The 17,426-nt window shown below is 73.3% G+C and carries 14 protein-coding genes; 11 read left to right on the top strand and 3 right to left on the bottom strand.

The genetic code is table 11. From position 1 onward, the window contains the following. The first annotated feature begins 229 nt into the window (after window positions 1-229). The 6 genes from egtA to AB0R04_RS01995 all read left to right on the top strand — a co-directional run bounded on the left by egtA (window position 230) and on the right by AB0R04_RS01995 (window position 7,567). Window positions 230-1,519, top strand: a complete 1,290-nt coding sequence (gene egtA, locus AB0R04_RS02020) for an ergothioneine biosynthesis glutamate--cysteine ligase EgtA (protein WP_363367234.1) — start codon at window positions 230-232, stop codon at window positions 1,517-1,519. Further along, entirely contained in the window at window positions 1,516-2,859 is a 1,344-nt protein-coding gene (gene egtB / locus AB0R04_RS02015; protein ID WP_363367232.1) for an ergothioneine biosynthesis protein EgtB, read from the top strand. Before egtA ends, egtB begins: the two co-directional genes overlap by 4 nt. Further along, window positions 2,859-3,608, top strand: a complete 750-nt coding sequence (gene egtC / locus AB0R04_RS02010; RefSeq protein WP_363367230.1) for an ergothioneine biosynthesis protein EgtC — start codon at window positions 2,859-2,861, stop codon at window positions 3,606-3,608. The genes egtB and egtC overlap by 1 nt, the downstream gene beginning before the upstream one ends. A gap of 45 nt (window positions 3,609-3,653) precedes the next feature. Beyond that, window positions 3,654-4,625 carry an L-histidine N(alpha)-methyltransferase gene (egtD, locus tag AB0R04_RS02005; protein ID WP_063350058.1) on the top strand — a complete coding sequence of 324 codons (972 nt, stop codon included), beginning with the start codon at window positions 3,654-3,656 and terminating at the stop codon, window positions 4,623-4,625. A 143-nt stretch (window positions 4,626-4,768) separates the two neighbouring features. Next, window positions 4,769-6,193 (top strand): sugar porter family MFS transporter, encoded by a 1,425-nt coding sequence (locus tag AB0R04_RS02000; RefSeq protein WP_244293502.1) that lies wholly within the window; start codon window positions 4,769-4,771, stop codon window positions 6,191-6,193. A 120-nt stretch (window positions 6,194-6,313) separates the two neighbouring features. Then, on the top strand, window positions 6,314-7,567 hold the full coding sequence (locus tag AB0R04_RS01995) for a nitric oxide synthase oxygenase (protein ID WP_363367227.1): 1,254 nt from the start codon (window positions 6,314-6,316) through the stop codon (window positions 7,565-7,567). An 85-nt stretch (window positions 7,568-7,652) separates the two neighbouring features. Here AB0R04_RS01995 and AB0R04_RS01990 read toward each other — a convergent pair whose 3' ends face one another. Beyond that, entirely contained in the window at window positions 7,653-8,378 is a 726-nt protein-coding gene (locus tag AB0R04_RS01990) for a TetR/AcrR family transcriptional regulator C-terminal domain-containing protein (RefSeq protein WP_363367225.1), read from the bottom strand. Window positions 8,379-8,516: 138 nt separating this feature from the next. Between AB0R04_RS01990 and AB0R04_RS01985 the strand changes: the two genes are divergently transcribed. The 4 genes from AB0R04_RS01985 to AB0R04_RS01970 all read left to right on the top strand — a co-directional run bounded on the left by AB0R04_RS01985 (window position 8,517) and on the right by AB0R04_RS01970 (window position 13,565). Continuing rightward, complete coding sequence (locus AB0R04_RS01985; protein WP_363367223.1) at window positions 8,517-9,680, top strand: acyl-CoA dehydrogenase family protein; 1,164 nt, start codon at window positions 8,517-8,519, stop codon at window positions 9,678-9,680. Between the two features lie 151 nt (window positions 9,681-9,831). Beyond that, window positions 9,832-11,034 carry an acetyl-CoA C-acyltransferase gene (locus tag AB0R04_RS01980; RefSeq protein ID WP_063350054.1) on the top strand — a complete coding sequence of 401 codons (1,203 nt, stop codon included), beginning with the start codon at window positions 9,832-9,834 and terminating at the stop codon, window positions 11,032-11,034. A gap of 109 nt (window positions 11,035-11,143) precedes the next feature. After that, window positions 11,144-11,941: a 3-oxoacyl-ACP reductase FabG gene (gene fabG / locus AB0R04_RS01975; protein WP_363367222.1), complete on the top strand. Its 798-nt coding sequence runs from the start codon at window positions 11,144-11,146 to the stop codon at window positions 11,939-11,941. Between the two features lie 253 nt (window positions 11,942-12,194). After that, window positions 12,195-13,565 (top strand): S53 family peptidase, encoded by a 1,371-nt coding sequence (locus AB0R04_RS01970; protein ID WP_363367221.1) that lies wholly within the window; start codon window positions 12,195-12,197, stop codon window positions 13,563-13,565. A gap of 158 nt (window positions 13,566-13,723) precedes the next feature. Here AB0R04_RS01970 and AB0R04_RS01965 read toward each other — a convergent pair whose 3' ends face one another. Then, the gene (locus tag AB0R04_RS01965; protein WP_363367220.1) at window positions 13,724-15,925 is read right to left on the bottom strand and encodes a hypothetical protein; all 2,202 of its coding nucleotides are present in this window, start codon (window positions 15,923-15,925) and stop codon (window positions 13,724-13,726) included. Window positions 15,926-16,083: 158 nt separating this feature from the next. Between AB0R04_RS01965 and AB0R04_RS01960 the strand changes: the two genes are divergently transcribed. Continuing rightward, window positions 16,084-16,608, top strand: coding sequence for an HAD domain-containing protein (locus tag AB0R04_RS01960; protein ID WP_363367218.1), 525 nt, complete (start codon window positions 16,084-16,086; stop codon window positions 16,606-16,608). Window positions 16,609-16,934: 326 nt separating this feature from the next. Here the strand turns inward: AB0R04_RS01960 and AB0R04_RS01955 are convergent, their stop codons facing one another. Further along, a complete protein-coding gene (locus AB0R04_RS01955) occupies window positions 16,935-17,255 on the bottom strand; it encodes a GntR family transcriptional regulator (RefSeq protein WP_363367217.1) in 321 nt (106 codons plus the stop codon). Between the last annotated feature and the right edge of the window lie 171 nt (window positions 17,256-17,426).

Genomic DNA, 17,426 nt, shown 5'->3' with positions numbered 1-17,426 from the left:
CACGCCCGAAAAGCCGCCCCGGATCCCCGGATTCACCCGATCGCGCCACCCCTGACCTGCAGAAACGAACGTTCACACGATATTTGCGAAGCGCCCCCGCATGCTCCGTAGCAGACTGGGCAGGGTAGTTCGGGCCGCAATCCTGACCCCGAGGATGGTAAGTCCGGTGATACCAACATCCCGCACCACTCCGCCCGACCGGCAGAGCCCCCCAGCGCCCCCGCCGGGGGTGACCCCGCTGACCGAGTCGGGGGCGCTCAGCCACGTGTCGGGCGTCTGCTTCAAGATCGGACCGCCCCGGCTGGTGGGCGTCGAGGTCGAGTGGTTCGTCCACGACGACCGATGTCCCGGCAAGCCCGTCCGACCGGAACTGGTCCACGCCGCACTGGAGTCGCTGCCACTCGGCGGCCCGGACGGGACCTCGCTCCCCTCCGGCTCGCGGCTCACGCTCGAACCCGGCGGGCAGGTCGAGCTCAGCTCCCCGCCCGCCACCGGCCTCCTGGCCTGCGTCGAGGACACCCGACGCGATCTGACCGCCCTGCGGGCCGCCTTCGCGGCGCAGGGCCTGCGCCTCACCGGCACCGGGACGGACCCGCTGGCCCGCCCCCGCCTGATGGTCCTGGACCACCCCCGCTACCTCGCGATGGAGCGGTTCTTCGACTCCGCCGGCCCCTGGGGCCGGATCATGATGACCGGCACGGCCTCGGTGCAGGTGTGCCTGGACGCCGGCGACGCGGACGGCCCGCACGCGGTGGAGCGCCGCTGGCGGCTGACCCACCTGCTCGGCCCGGTCCTGGTCGCCGCCTTCGCCAACTCCCCGCTGCTGGACGGCAGGCCGACCGGTCACCGGTCCACCCGGCAGACCGTCTGGTCCCGGATGGACCCGACCCGCACGCTCGCCCCGGAGCCGGACCACGGCGACCCGCGCGAGGCCTGGGCGCAGTACGTACTGGACGCCGAGGTGCTGTGCGTGCGCCGCCCGGAGGGGCTGCCGTGGACGTCCCCGCCCGGCCTGACCTTCCGCGACTGGGTCCGCGGCGGCGGTGAACGCCCGCCCACGCTGGCCGACTTGGACTACCACCGGACCACCCTGTTCCCGCCGGTGCGCCCGCGCGGCCACCTGGAGCTGCGCATGATCGACGCCCAGCCCGGGGACGGCTGGGTGGTGCCCACCGCCCTGGTCACCGCGCTGCTGGACGACCCGCTGGCCGCCGAGGCCGCGCTCGCCGCGCTGGAGCCGCTGGACCGCCCGGACGGTCCGCGCCCGCCGCGCAGCGACGTCTGGCGCCGGGCCGCGACGCTGGCCGTCGCCGATCCCGAGCTGCGCCGCGCCGCCCTGACCTGTTTCGCCGCCGCCGACGCCGCGCTGGGCCGCCTGCCCGGCGCCGGGCGGCTGCGCGCCGCCGTCGCCGAGTTCGCCGAGCGCTACCCCGCGCGCGGCCGCTGCCCCGCCGACGACCAGCTGGACGCCCTGCGCTCCGGCACCCGACGCACTCCTCCGGAGGAGGCCGCACCATGACCGACGTCCGCCCCCCTGCCGCCCCGGCGGCGGGCACCGAGGAGTTGCGCGAGACCATCGCGGCCGAGCTGCTGGCCGCCCGCGCCCGCACCGCCGCGCTCACCGACTGCGTCGAGGACGGCGACCTCACCGCCCAGCACTCGCCGTTGATGTCTCCGCTGGTCTGGGACCTGGCGCACATCGGCAACCAGGAGGAACTCTGGCTGCTGCGCAACGTCGGCGGCCGCGACCCGATGCACCCGGAGATCGACCCGCTGTACGACGCCTTCCAGCACCCCCGGGCCGAGCGGCCGAGCCTGCCGCTGCTGGCGCCCGCCGAGGCCCGGGCGTACGCGCACGAGGTGCGCGGCCGGGTGCTGGACCTGCTGGCGGCCAGTCCGCTGGAGGGGGCGCCGCTGCTGGACGCGGGGTTCGCGTTCGGGATGATCGCCCAGCACGAGCAGCAGCACGACGAGACGATGCTGATCACCCACCAGCTCCGCCCGGGGGAGCCGGCGCTGGCCGCTCCCCCGCCGCCGCCCGCCCCGGCGGACGCGGCCGCGCTGCCCGCCGAAGTGCTCGTCCCCGCAGGGCCGTTCACAATGGGCACCGACACCGAGCCGTGGGCGCTGGACAACGAGCGCCCCGCGCACGTGGTCGAGCTGCCCGCCTTCCTGCTGGACACCACGCCCGTCACCAACGCCGCGTACCAGCGGTTCATCGCGGACGGCGGCTACGACGAGCCGCGCTGGTGGACGCCCGAGGGCTGGGAGCACCGGCGGCGGGCCGACCTGACCGCCCCGCTGTTCTGGCGCCTGGACGGCGGCCAGTGGCTGCGGCGCCGGTTCGGCGCGGTGGAGCCCGTCCCGGCGGACGAGCCCGTCCTGCACGTCAGCTGGTACGAGGCGGACGCCTACGCCCGGTGGGCCGGACGGCGGCTGCCGACCGAGGCGGAGTGGGAGAAGGCGGCCCGGCACGACCCGGCGAGCGGCCGCTCCCGCCGCTACCCGTGGGGCGACCAGGCCCCCGGAGCCGAGCACGCCAACCTCGGGCAGCGGCACCTGCGCCCGGCCCCGGCCGGCGGCTACCCGGCGGGCGAGTCCCCATACGGCGTACGGCAGTTGATCGGCGACGTGTGGGAGTGGACGGCCAGCGACTTCCGCCCCTACCCGGGGTTCCGGGCCTGGCCGTACCAGGAGTACTCGGAGGTCTTCTTCGGACCGGAGTACAAGGTGCTGCGCGGCGGCTGCTTCGCGGTGGCGCCGGTCGCCTGCCGGGGCACCTTCCGCAACTGGGACTACCCCGTCCGGCGGCAGATCTTCGCCGGGTTCCGCACCGCCCGCGACCTGGAGGTGGCCTGATGTGCCGCCACCTCGCCTACCTGGGTGAGCCGGTGGCGCCGCAGGAGCTGCTGGTGCACCCGCCGCACGGCCTGTACCGGCAGTCCTGGGCGCCCCGGGCGCAGCAGTACGGCACGGTCAACGCGGACGGCTTCGGCCTCGGCTGGTACGCGGACGGCGACGAGGTGCCGGCCCGCTACCGCCGGGACGGGCCGATCTGGGCGGACGCCGCGTTCGCCGACCTCGCCCGGGTGATCCGCACCCGGGCGCTGCTGGCGGCGGTGCGCTCCGCCACCGAGGGCTGCGCGGCGGGCGAGAGCGCGGCGGCGCCGTTCGCGGCCGGGCACTGGCTGTTCAGCCACAACGGCGCGGTAGCGGGCTGGCCGGGCAAGCTGGACGCGCTGGCCGCCCTGCTCCCGCCGGCCGAGCTGCTGGAGCTGGAGGCGCGCTCCGACTCGGCGCTGCTGTGGGCCCTGGTCCTGCACCGGCTGCGGGCGGGGGCCGGGCTCGGCGAGGCGCTGGCGGGCACCGTCGCGGACGTCACCGCGCACACCACCGGCCGGCTCAACCTGCTGCTCACCGACGGCCGCACACTCGCCGCGACCGCCTGGGGCGACACCCTGCACCACCGCGACCTGCCCGGGCTCGGCACGGTGGTGGCCTCCGAGCCGTACGACGACGCCCCCGGCTGGACGGCCGTTCCGGACGGCTCGCTGGTGGTGGTCGACGAGCGCGGCGTCACCGTCCGTCAGCTCCTCGGCCGCTACTGATCCTCCATCGCCCCTTCATCTTCTGAACAGAGGACCCACCCTGTCATGGACACATTTGATCTCACCCGGCTGCTGCCCGCCGACCACTTCAGCACCGCGCTGCGCCACGACGTGCAGCACGGGCTGACCTCCGAACCCAAGTGGCTGCCGCCGAAGTGGTTCTACGACGCGCGGGGCAGCGAGCTGTTCGAGGAGATCACCCGGCTGCCGGAGTACTACCCGACCCGCGCCGAGCGGGCCATCCTGACCGCCCGGGCCGGCGAGATCGCCGCCGCCACCGGGGCCCGCACGCTGGTCGAGCTGGGCTCCGGCTCCTCCGAGAAGACCCGGCTGCTGCTGGACGCGCTGCGCGCGCTCGGCACCCTGGAGACGTACGTCCCGGTGGACGTCAGCGAGAGCGCGCTGACCGCCGCCGGCGTCGCGCTCGCCGCCGAGTACCCCGGGCTCGCCGTGCACGGCGTGCTGGCCGACTTCACCGCCCGGCTCGGCCTGCCCCCGGAGGGCGGCCCCCGGCTGGTCGCCTTCCTCGGCGGCACCCTGGGCAACCTGCTGCCCGAGGAGCGGGCGGCCTTCCTGCGCGGGCTGCGCGCGGCCCTCGACCCGGGCGACTTCCTGCTGCTCGGCACCGACCTGGTCAAGGACCCGTCGATGCTGGTCGCCGCCTACGACGACGCGGCCGGGGTGACCGCCGAGTTCAACCTCAACGTGCTCAACGTGCTCAACCGCGAGCTGGGCGCCGACTTCGACCCGACCGCGTTCGCGCACGTCGCGCGGTGGGACCCGGACCGGGAGTGGATCGAGATGCGGCTGCGCTCGCTGCGCGCGCAGACCGTGAAGATCCCGGCGCTGAACCTGCCGGTGCACTTCGACCGGGGCGAGGAACTGCGCACCGAGGTGTCCGCCAAGTTCCGCCGGGAGCGGGTGTCCGCCGAGCTGGCGGCGGCCGGGCTGCGGCTGAGCCACTGGTGGACGGACGAGGAGGGCCGGTTCGGGCTGTCACTGTCCGCCCCGGCGTAGGGAGGTTCGGCGCAGCCTAATTTGCTTGTTCACCTTACGAATACTCAGAGCAAAAATTGAGGTTTCCGATGTACAAGACTTAAACGAATAGGGGTTACGATCTCGGCTACCGAGCTCAGCGTTGAGTACCAGGAGTCAAGATCGTGAGCGTCACCAAGCAGCCCTCCGGGGCGGTCGAGGCCTCCGCGCCCGGCCGCCTCGGCTTCGTCGTCTTCATCACCGCCGCCGCAGCCCTCGGCGGGTTCCTGTTCGGCTACGACAGTTCCGTGATCAACGGCGCCGTCTCCGGAATCCAGGAGAAGTTCGGCGTCGGCGACGGCGTGACCGGTCTGATCGTCTCCTCCGCCCTGCTGGGCTCGGCTATCGGCGCCGCGCTGGCCGGCCGGTTCGCCGACCGCTACGGCCGCATCAAGGTCATGAAGGCGGGCGCGCTCCTCTTCGCGGTCAGCGCGATCGGCTCGATGCTCCCCTTCGCCGCCTGGGACCTCGCCTTCTGGCGCGTGCTCGGCGGCGCGGCCATCGGCATCGCCTCGGTGATCGCCCCGACCTACATCGCCGAGGTCGCGCCCACCAAGTACCGGGGCCGGCTGGCCTCCTTCCAGCAGGCCGCGATCGTGCTCGGCATCGCGATCTCCCAGCTGGTCAACTGGCTGCTGGCGAACGCGGCCGGCGGCGACACCCGCGGCCAGCTGCTCGGCCTGGAGGCCTGGCAGTGGATGCTCGGCATCTGCGTCGTCCCGGCCGCGGTCTACTTCACCCTCGCCTCGGTGATCCCCGAGTCCCCGCGCTACCTGATCCAGGCCGGCCGGCTGGACGACGCCCGCGCCGTGCTCGCCCAGGTCGAGGGCCAGGACATCGACACCGACGCCCGGATCGCCGAGGTCCAGGGGCTGATCGCCTCCGACCACCGCCCGCGCTTCGGGGACCTGCTCGGCGGGCGCTTCGGCCTGCTGCCGATCGTCTGGGTCGGCATCGGCCTGTCGGTCTTCCAGCAGCTGGTCGGCATCAACGTGATCTTCTACTACTCGTCGATCCTGTGGCAGTCGGTCGGCATCGACCAGAGCAACTCGCTGCTGATCAGCTTCGTCGGCTCGGTCATCAACATCCTCGGCACCGTCGTCGCGATCCTGCTGGTGGACCGGATCGGCCGCAAGCCGCTCGCCCTGATCGGCTCGGCCGGCATGGCCGTCGCGCTCGGCGCGGCCGGCTGGGCGTTCTCCTCCGCCACCGGCAGCGGCGACAACGTCACGCTGCCCGACCTCCAGGGCACCGTCGCGCTGGTCGCCGCCAACGCCTTCGTGCTGTTCTTCGCGATGTCCTGGGGCGTCGTCGTCTGGGTGATGCTCGGCGAGATGTTCCCGAACCGCATCCGGGCCGCCGCGCTGTCCGTCGCCGCCTCCGCGCAGTGGATCGCCAACTGGGCGATCACCGTGTCGTTCCCGTCGATGTCGCGCTGGAACCTGTCGGCGACCTACCTGGTGTACGCGGCGTTCGCGGCGCTGTCGATCGTCTTCGTGGCGAAGTTCATGAAGGAGACCAAGGGCGTCCGGCTGGAGGACATGGGCTGATCCGACAGTCCGACCATCGGCCCCCGCACCCTAGCGCGATCAGCGCGGGTTCGGGGGCCGAATCGTTCACTCCCTGCGGTGGCCCGGACACCTCCGGTACTCCTGTTCGCCAGGAGGGATGTGTCCTTGATCTTCAACCGGCTCCGCGCCCGCAGACCAGCCGCCGCCCCCGCCGGCGGCTGCCCGTACGCCCATGCCCATACCCCGGCCGGGCACCCGGCCGCGGCCCGGCCGTCGCCCACGCCGCCGTCCACACCGCCGCCGCCGCCGTCGCCGTCGCCGTCGTCGTCGTCGTTCACCGACCCGGAGCAGGCCGCCGAGTTCATCCGCCGCTTCCATCACGAGCAGCCCGCCACCGGGGCCCCGGACGCCCGGATACGGGCCGTCCTCGACGAGATCGAGCGCACCGGCAGCTACGAGCACACCCCCGCCGAACTCGCCTACGGCGCCAAGCTCGCCTGGCGCAACGCCGCCCGCTGCATCGGCCGGCTGTACTGGCGCAGTCTGGTGGTGCGCGACCTGCGCCACCTCGACTCGGCCGACGACATCGCCGCCGAGTGCTTCGAGCACCTGCGGCTGGCCGGCAACGGTGGACGGATCCGCCCGGTGGTCTCGGTGTTCGCCCCCGACCGCCCCGGCCACCCGGCCGCCCGCATCGTCAACCAGCAGCTGGTCCGCTACGCCGGCCACCGGGTCGGCGACGCCGTCGTCGGCGACCCGGCCGGCACCGAACTCGCCACCCGCGCCCGCGACCTCGGCTGGAAGTGCGCCGAGGACCGCTTCGAGGTGCTGCCGCTGCTCGTCCAGGAACGCCCCGACGAGCGCCCGCGCTGGTACGAGTTGCCGGACGACACCACGCTGGAGGTGCCGCTCACCCACCCCGCGTACGACTGGTTCGCCGGCCTGGGCCTGCGCTGGTACGCGGTGCCCGCGATCAGCGACATGACGCTGGAGATCGGCGGCGTCCGCTACCCGGCCGCGCCCTTCAACGGCTGGTACATGGGCACCGAGATCGGCGCCCGCAACCTCGCCGACGCCGACCGCTACGACCTGCTCGGCACCGTCGCCGAGCGCCTGGGCCTGGACACCTCCAGCGAGCGCACGCTCTGGCGCGACCGCGCGCTGATCGAGCTCAACATCGCGGTGCTGCACTCCTTCCAGGAGACCGGAGTGACGATCGCCGACCACCACACCGAGTCCGAGCGCTTCCTCCGGCACGTCGCCCAGGAGAAGCGGCTCGGCCGGCCGACCCCGGCGGACTGGAGCTGGATCGTGCCCCCGGTCTCCGGCGGGCTCACGCCCGTCTACCACCGGTACTACGACCCGGTGGACCCGTCGCTGCGGCCGGCCTTCCTGGCGCGCGAGCCCTGGTGAGGCGGGGGGCGGCGGGGGCATCGGGGGCGGGGGCAGCGGAAACAGCGGGACGGTGGGACAGGGGGAAGGCCGGCGGCGGCAGGGTCTAGGAGCGTTCGGTGAGGCGCTCGAAGCGCAGGACGAGCCCGTCGAGCAGCGCTTCCAGGCCGGTCTCGAAGGCGCCCTCGTCCACCGTCCCGCGGTGCCCGGCCAGCCGGTGCGCCTCGCCGAGGTGCGGGTAGTCGGCCGCGTCGTACACCTCGGCGTCCGCGGGGAAGCCGGCCGCGAAGGAGGCCAGCGCCGAGCCGGTGACGAAGTAGCGCATCAGCGCGCCGATCCGGGTGGCCTGGCCGCGCGGCCAGCCGGCCTCGACCAGGTGGCCGAAGACCGCGTCGGCCAGGCGCAGCGCGTTCGGCCGGCGACCCGGGCCCTGGGCGAGCACCGGCACGATGTTGGGGTGGGCGGCGAGGGCGGCGCGGTAGGAGCGGGCCCAGGCGCGCAGCGCGTCCGGCCAGGGCGTCGGCCGGCCGCTGGGCGTAGCGGTGGGTGCGTCGTCGGGCGTGCCGTCGGGCTTAGCGGTGGGCGTAGCGGTGGGCGGGCCGTCGGGCGCGCCGAACATCGACAAGTCGACCTCGCCGATCACGCTGTCCACCACCGCGTCCAGCAGTTCGTCCTTCGTCGCGACGTGGTTGTAGAGCGAGGGACCGCTGACCGACAGTTCGGTGGCGAGGCGGCGGGTGGAGAGGGCCGCCAGGCCCTCTGCGTCGATCAGTCGCAGAGCAGCGGCGACGATGCGCTCGCGGCTGAGCAGCGGGGTGCGCGGGCGGGCCATCGGGGTGCTGCCTCCGGTTCCTCCGGTCGGGTGGGGCGGGGACCGATTCTGGCAGGTGCCCCTTCCCAGCGCGGGCCGGCCGGGGCTACAGTCCCTCCATAAAACTTGCAGCGCTAGTTTAATGGATCTGGAGCCGCCGTGAACCTGGAGCTGTCCGAGGAGCAGAGCGCCGTCCGGGACCTCGCCGCCTCCTTCACCGATCGCGAGATCGTTCCGCACGCCGCCGCGTGGGACCGTGCCGAGTCCGTCGACCGCGCGATCATCGGCAAACTGGCCGGGCTCGGCTTCCTCGGCCTCACCATCCCCGAGGATTACGGCGGCAGCGGCGGCGACCACCTCGCGTACTGCCTGGTCCTGGAGGAGCTCGGCCGCGGCGACTCGGCCGTCCGCGGCATCGTCTCGGTCACGCTCGGCCTGGTCGCCAAGTCCGTCTACGGCTACGGGACTGAGGAGCAGAAGCAGCACTGGCTCCCCCGGCTCACCTCGGGCGAGTCGCTCGGCTGCTTCGCGCTCACCGAACCCGGCACCGGCTCCGACGCGGCCAACCTCAGCACCCGCGCCGTCCGGGACGGCGACGACTGGCTGATCAGCGGCGCCAAGATGTTCATCACCAACGGCACCTGGGCCGACGTCGCCCTGGTCTTCGCCCGCACCGGCGGCGACGACCCCGACCGACAGGGCCACAAGGGCATCACCGCTTTCCTGGTGCCCACCGACCTGCCCGGCTTCACCCGCACCGAGATCCACGGCAAGCTCGGCCTGCGCGGCCAGGCCACCGCCGAGCTCGCCCTCGACCGGGTCCGGGTGCCCGACAGCGCGCGGCTCGGCGAGGTCGACAAGGGGTTCCGGGTGGCGATGTCCGCGCTCGCCAAGGGCCGGATGTCGGTCGCGGCGGGCTGCGTCGGCATCGCCCGCGCCTGCCTGGAGGCCGCCGTCCGCTACGCCGGCGAGCGCGAGCAGTTCGGCCGCCCGATCGCCTCGCACCAGCTCGTCCAGGAACTGCTGGCCGGCATCGCCGTCGACGTCGAGGCCGCCCGACTACTCACCTGGAAGGTCGCCGACCACATCGAACGCGGCCTGCCGTTCGCCACCGAGTCCTCCGTCGCCAAGCTCTACGCGAGCGAGGCCGCCGTCCGGGCCGCCAACAACGCGCTCCAGGTGTTCGGCGGCTACGGCTTCATCGACGAGTACCCGGTCGGCAAGTACCTGCGCGACGCGCGGGTCATGACCCTCTACGAGGGCACCAGCCAGATCCACCAGTTGCTCATCGGCCGCGCCCTCACCGGGCTCAACGCCTTCTGACCAGCCCGTTCATCCCATCCGATCAGCCAGGACGGGTCCATAGGACCACCCAGACCACCCGGATCACCCGGACCGTCCTGACTGCTCGGATCACCCTGACTGCTCGGATCACTCGGATCACTCGGATTCAACCGGATAGGAGCCCGACGACGTGCGTCCCGTCTACTTCGCCGCAGCCCGCCGCACACCCATCGGCCGGCTGCGCGGAGCGCTCGCCACGGTCCGCCCGGACGACCTCTCGGCCACCGTGCTGCGCGCCCTGCTCGCCGACGTCCCCGCCCTCGACCCCGCCCGCATCGACGACGTCTACTGGGGCGCCGCCAACCAGGCCGGCGAGGACAACCGCAACGCCGCCCGGATGGCCGTCCTGCTGGCCGGCCTGCCGGAGACCGTCCCCGGCGCCACCGTCAACCGGCTCTGCGCCTCCGGGCTGGAGGCCGTCACCCTCGCCGCCCGGGCCATCGGCTCCGGCGAGGCCGACGTCGTCCTGGCCGGAGGCTGCGAGTCGATGACCCGCGCCCCCTTCGTCCTCCCCCGCCCCGACGAGGCCCTCCCGCACCGGATCGAGACCTACGACACCCGGCTCGGCTGGCGGCTCACCAACCCCCGGATGGCCGAACTGCACGGCGTGCTCAGCATGGGCGAGACCGCCGAGGAGGTGGCCGGCCGGTACGGCATCGGGCGGGAACGCCAGGACGCCTTCGCGCTGCGCAGCCACCAACGGGCCGCCGCCGCCCGCAAGGACGGCCACTTCGACGCCGAGCTGATCCCGGTCGAACGGCCCGACGGCGTGACGGTCGGCCAGGACGAGGGCATCCGCGAGGACACCAGCCTGGAGAAGCTCGCCCGCCTCAAGCCCGCCTTCCGCCCCGGCGGCACCGTCACGGCCGGCAACGCCTCGCCGATGAACGACGGCGCGGCCGGGCTGCTCCTGGTCGGCGAGGAGGCGCTGCGCGACCTCGGGCTGCGGCCGCTCGGCCGGTACGTGGCCGGCGCCTCCGTCGGGGTGCACCCCGACGTGATGGGCATCGGCCCGGTGCCGGCCACCCGCAAGGTGCTCGGCCGGGCCGGCTGGTCGCTGGCCGACCTCGACACCGCCGAACTCAACGAGGCCTTCGCCGCCCAGGCCCTGGCCTCCGCCGACGGCATCGGATTCACCCCCGAACAGGCCGACGAACTGGTCAACCCGAGCGGCGGGGCGATCGCGCTCGGCCACCCGCTGGGCGGCTCCGGCGCGCGCATCCTCACCACCCTGCTGCACCGGATGCGCCGCACCGACGCCCGGCGCGGCCTCGCCACCATGTGTGTGGGGGTCGGTCAGGGCACTGCCGTCCTCGTCGAGAACGTTGACTGAGTGCGGGCCCGCGTTCGCGGCCGAGTTCACGGTCGAGGCCGCGTCCGAGTTCACGTCCGAGTTCACGTCCGAGTTCGAGTTCACGTCCGAGTTCAAGGGAGCACCGGGAATGACTGAAGTAGCCGCAGCGGCTGAAGTGACGGGCCTGGCAGGCAGGTTCGCGGGGAGGGTCGCCGTCGTGACCGGCGCCGCGCAGGGCATCGGCGCGGCCACCGCCCGCCGGCTCGCCGAGGAGGGCGCGGCCGTCGCCGTCGTCGACCTCACCGCCGAACGGGCCGCCGGGACGGTCGCGGAGATCACCGCCAAGGGCGGCACCGCAAGGGCGTACGGCTGCGACGTGGCCGACTACGACGCCGTCGAGGCGGTGTTCGCGCAGGTCGCGGCGGACCTCGGCGGGGTGCACATCCTGGTGAACAACGCCGGGATCACCCGGGACAACCTGTTCTTCAAGATGCCGAAGGCCGACTGGGACGCGGTCCTGACCGTCAATCTGACCAGCGCGTACAACTGCAGCCACGTCGCGCAGAAGTACATGGTGGCGCAGAAGTACGGGAAGATCGTCTCGCTCAGCTCGCGCTCCGCCCTCGGCAACCGGGGGCAGGCCAACTACGCGGCCGCCAAGGCCGGCATCCAGGGGCTCACCGCGACCCTCGCGATCGAGCTGGGGCCGTTCAACATCAACGTCAACGCCGTCGCCCCCGGGTACGTCGCCACCGCGATGACCGCCGCCACCGCCGAGCGGGTCGGCAGCACGGCCGAGGACCAGCACGCGGAGGTCTCCGCCCGGACCCCGCTGCGCCGGGTGGGACAGCCGGAGGAGATCGCGTCCGTGGTCGCCTTCCTGGCCAGCGAGGACGCCTCGTACGTCAGCGGGCAGACGCTGTACGTCAACGGCGGGGCGCGGTAGGGCTGGCCCGGGCGGGGATCGTCAAGAACCGTTCAGCATTAGTACGATAATACTGACGTGTCGTCACATGACCGTCCCGGGCGTGGGGTTACCTTCACCTGGGACGGTCTTTACCTTTTCGCGTGGCCGAGCATGACCATGCCCCTGATCAGGCGACCCCACCAAATGACTATGGCATGATCATGCGGCAGTCGATGGGATGGCCGGACCGACCCGACCGGACCAGGTCGGGCCCTGCGCCCCAAGGAGTCCCATGGGCAGCCCCGCCCCCCTTCGCCGTGCCCTGGCTCTGCTCGCCGTCGGGGCCACCGCCCTCACGGCCGGCACCATCGCCGTCCCGGCGGTCGGCGCCGCGACCGCCGCCCCCGCGCACGACCTCACGGGCGTCCACGTCCGCCCCGCCTCCTTCGGGCACCACAACGCCCAGGGCCGCACCGCCCCGCTGACCACCACCCAGTGCGTCAGTCAGATCGGCATCCACTGCTACTCGCCGCTGCAGTACCGGAACGCCTACAACCTGAACCCGCTGTACCAGGAGGGCATCACCGGCAAGGGCCGCACGATCGTCATCGTCGACTCCTTCGGCTCGCCGACCATCCAGCACGACCTGGAGGTCTTCGACAAGCAGTGGGGCATCCAGGACACCAACGTCGAGGTGGTCAAGTGGGGCAACGTCCCCGCCTTCGACCCCAAGAACCCCGACCACACCGGCTGGGCCGGCGAGACCACGCTGGACGTCGAGTACGCCCACGCCATCGCCCCCGACGCGCACATCGTCCTGGTCGAGACCGGCGTCGCCGAGACCGAGGGCACCACCGGTCTGCCCGAGATGATGGACGCCGAGAAGGCCCTCATCAAGGCCGGCCGCGGCGACGTCATCTCGCAGAGCTTCGGTGCCACCGAGAACACCTTCCCGGGGTACGACAAGGGCGACTTCAAGTCGCTCACCGACCTGCGCTACGCCTTCAAGGCCGCCGCCGACCACAACGTCACCGTGCTCGCCGCCTCCGGCGACAACGGCGCCACCGACGCGCAGACCAACGGCACCGACCTGTACCCGTACAAGGTCAACTCCTGGCCGTCCTCCGACCCGCTGGTCACCTCCATCGGCGGCACCCAGCTCACCCTGGACGACAACGGCGCGCGCACCGCGCCCGACAAGGTGTGGCACGACAAGTCCGGCGCCGGCGGCGGTGGCGTCTCCGGCATCTTCGAGCGCCCGTGGTACCAGGCCGGCGTCGCCAACGTCACCGGCAACCACCGCGGCACGCCCGACATCAGCATGAGCGCGGCCGTCGACGGCGGCGCTTGGACCTACGAGTCATACGACCCGACCTCCGTCGGCTGGCACCTCACCGGCGGCACCAGCGAGGCCACCCCGCTGTTCTCCGGCGTCGTCGCCCTCGCCGACCAGCTCGCCGGCCACCGCCTCGGCCAGCTCAACTGGCGCCTGTACGGGCTCAACCTGCTCCCGGGCGCGCGGACCGGCATCACGGACGTGAAGGAGGGCGACAACTCCTGGGGCGGCGTCACCGGCTACACCGCCACCGAGGGCTACGACCTCTCCAGCGGCCTCGGCACCATCGACGGCGCGAAGTTCGTCCACGCCATCGCCGGTCGCTGACGGGCAGTGACGGGTAGCAAGTAACAACTAACAGCGAACAGATAACAGATTTCGAAATCTGTTATCTGTTCGCTGTTTTCTGTTTTTTGTTATCTGTTCGGTGTTAGTTGCTCGCGGCCCGGTGCCGGTCGTCCGGCCCGGCCGCGCGGCGCGAAGGGTCAGACGCGGTCCGCCGGGGCGGAAGCGGGCTCCGGGGCGGGCGCCGCTGCGGGCTCCGGGGCGGCGGCCAGTTGGGCGAGGTAGCGCTCGGCGGCGCGGAGCTTGCGGCCGTCAGAACCCGGGAGGTAGGCGCGGAGCTCGATGATCTCCGGTGCGATCCGAAGGGCCGCCGCGCGGTCGGGGACCGAGCGCCAGCAGGCCTCGGCGTTGGTGGCCGCCCGCTGGGTCTCCGGGTGGTCCGGCCCCTGCGAACGGAGCAGCGCCAGGGCCACCTCGCGGTAGATGTCCGCGGCCTCGGCCGGCCGGCCCGCGAGACGGCACACGTGCGCCCGGACCTGGCGCACCTGGAGGACCGGTTCGGAGACGGCGCCGTGCTCGGCGATCGCCTCCAGTTCGAGGGCGAAGGCGAGTTCGGTGGCGGCACCGTGCTCCCCGGCGTCCGCGCTGCGGACGATCCGGCCGATGACCTCCCGGTAGTCGGCACGCGGCCGGCCGGACGCCGGAGCGTCGACGGGCACCACATCGGCAGGTACCTCGTCTGCTGGCACCGCGTCCGCTGGGGCCTCCGCCACCGGGACCGCGTCCGCGGGGGCTTCGTCGTCGGCCGGGTCCGTGTCGTCCGGCGCTTCCGCCGTCGGCACCGCATCGGCGGGGGCCTCGTCAACGGGAGGGGCCTGCGTCGGGGCGGCGTCCTGCGGTTCCGCCGTCGGCGTGGCGACGTCCGCCAGCGCCTGCTCCCGCTCCCGCTCCCGCTCGGACTCCAACTCCGGCTCCGGCCCCGGCTGCTGGGGCTTGGCCAGCGTCACGCCTGCGGACGGCTCGACGGCCTCAGGCGTCGCGTCCGCCGGAGCGTGCTTGTGCAGGGTCACGCCAGCCGGGCCGGCAGGCTGCCCCTTCAGCAGGCTGACCGGGCGGGCCGGCCTGGGCGGGGCGGGCGGCACGCCGGGCTTGAGCAGGCTCACCGGACCGGCCTCGGTCGCGGGAGCCGGGGAGGCCGACGACGGCAAGGCCGGGGGCGCCACGGACGGTTCGACGACGGCGTCCTGCGACTCCGCCCGATCCGGCACCGGCGGCACCGACAGCACGGCCGGCCCGGACGACACCACATCGGCCCGCACGGCGTCGACCGGCGGCACCACGTCAGCCCGCACCGCATCGACCGGCGCCGACACGTCGGCCGGCGGACCGTCGCCACGGCGGGCGGTGTTGCGGAAGACCGGCCGGTCCGGGGCGTGCGTGGCCAGGATGACGACGTCCGGCCGCAGCACCGAGTACACCTGTTGCCGCAGTTGCTCGGGCGCGAGCACGTCGCCCGCGCCGGGGCGGCCGCCGTGCAGCGCCTCGATCAGGGCCCGGGTGAAGGTGCCGATCTGCTCCGGGTCCGGGCTGACGACCGCCCAGAGCGGGATGCCCTCGCTGAGCGGCGAGGCGGCGCCCTGGAGGTACGGCCAGGCGTTCTGGTCGGCGCTGAGGTCGGCGACGACGAGGGTCTGCCACTCGGCCGGACGGTGGCTCAGCTCGGCGGCGACGGCCTGCCAGGGCAGGCCGTCCTGCTTGGAGTCGCGCAGGGTGAGCTGGAGCTGTCCGCCGCGCTTGTCGGCGACCACGTGACCGCCCAAGTGGACGAGCAGCGGTCCCGGATGGCGGGACGCGGCACGCAGGTGGGCGAGGACGGTGTGCGGGTCGCTGGCGCCGGGGAGGTGGACGGCGTCCACCGCGTCCGCGGCGAGCAGCACCTGCGGTGAGACGGCCGCGAGCATCGCGGACAGCACCGACGCCTGGGCGGGACCGCCCCGCCCCCAGGTGCGGCGCCCGGAGTTGCCGTAACCGCCCTCGACGACCAGGATCCGTCCGCGCGGCGCCGCCCCCAGTCCGCCCGCACCGGGGGCGCTCACGCCCGGGGCCGGGAAGGGCGGCGGCGTGGCCGTGGACGGCGGCGCGCCCACGGCGGGCATGCCGGTGACGGTCCATCCGGTGGGCGCGGTCGGCGGTGGGCCCGGCACCGCGGCCGGAGCCGTCGGAGCGGACGGCGGGGCTGCCGGAGCGGACGGCGGGAGCGGGGGCACGGACGGCGGCTCGTAGAGCGCGGCGGGCCCGGGCGGGTGCTCCTCGGCCGGGGTGCGCGGCGGCGGTACGGCGTCCCAGGGGCCCGAGTCCGCTGCCGGTTCGGGGCCTCCGGGGACAGCTGTCGTCTCCGCCATCTTCTGGTCACCGCCCACCCCACCGCTTCGCGGCGTCTGATGCCCTTGCTGGGTGGCGCCTGCCACCACTCCCGTCGCGCCACCCTACGAGATCCCGGCACACCCGATCCAGGCCGGGTCTCCGATCGGCGTGCCACGCGGCCCGCTATCGTGCCGTCATGGCAGGCCCCGGTACACCTCTCCTGTTCCTCGACGTCGACGGACCGCTCATCCCCTTCGGCGCGCCGCCCCCGGGCGGCTACCCCGTCTTCCGCGGCGCCTGCGCCGCCGCACCCGGTCCGGGCGTCAATCCCCTGCTGGCCCGCGTCGATCCGGCACTCGGCGGGCGCCTGCTGAGCCTGCCGTGCGAACTGGTGTGGGCGACAACGTGGATGTCCGATGCGAACGACCGCCTCTCCCCCTGGCTCGGACTGCCGCAACTGCCCGTCGTGGACTGGCCGGTGGCGGACGGCGACGAACCGGCCGGCCTACACGGGAAGACCCGCGCGCTGGTCGCCCGGGCTGCCGGCCGTCCGTTCGTCTGGGTGGACGACGAGATCACCGCCACCGACCGCCGCTGGATCGCGGCCCACTCGCCCGCCCCCGCGCTCCTGCACCGCGTCGACCACCAACGCGGCCTCACCGCAACCGACTTCGCCGTCCTGGACGCCTGGTTGCGCACACACCGACACGACACGCCCTAGACTCCCCGACCATCTGGACTCCCCGACCATGGACTTCGCCGCCGGACCGCCCCTGCGCCGCCGTCTGGGACGTCCACACCTCCACCGAGCGCACCGTCGACGGCCTGTGCGTCTGCCCGACCTGACCGGCCCGGCCCGGCATGCCGCTGCCCGGTCACCCCGAGGGGCGGCCGGGCAGCGGCCTGCTGTAGGGTCCACGATTCCGTGAGCAATCTCGGCGTTGTGACCTGCGGGTATCTGCCCGGTGAGCACTCGCCGACGGTCGCCGTGTCGAGCGATCATGAGCAATCCGAGAGCAGGCCCTCGGGCAGCACCAATCCGTCGGCCTACGGGTGGTCGTGTGGGGGATACCGGTCCGGCTGGGCAACAGCGGCGAAACGGTCAAAGTCGCCGCCGTACATCCAGTGCGTATCGAGACCAGGCGTGTACAACCTCCCGGCCGGGCCTGGCTTCACGTACCCCTCTCCCCGCAGCAGTTGGAGGGCCTTTCGGATGACCGCACCCTTGGCTTCGAAGCGGACCGAAAGCTCACGCACCGTCGGGAGCGCCTCGCTGGCGCCGATCCGGCCATCGAGGATCTCACCACGCAGTGTCTCCGCGATCCGGCGGGCTGCCGAGGGCTCTTTGATGGCGGCACGCTCGGCCATTCGTCAACTCCCGCTCGAAGACCTGTGGGTGACCGCCGCCAGCCTGACACGAACCCACCGCATCGGATGAATCCATTCGAACAGCTCGGCCCCCTGATCATGATCACCCGGATTTGCTCGGACAGTGCTCATGATCGGCCTACAGTGCTCACGGATTCGCGGATTCTACAG

It is taken from the genome of Kitasatospora sp. NPDC056731 (assembly GCF_040687675.1).
GTDB lineage: Bacteria > Actinomycetota > Actinomycetes > Streptomycetales > Streptomycetaceae > Kitasatospora.
Note: the sequence above shows the minus strand (reverse complement) of the source record. Positions and strands in the feature narration are given on the sequence as shown.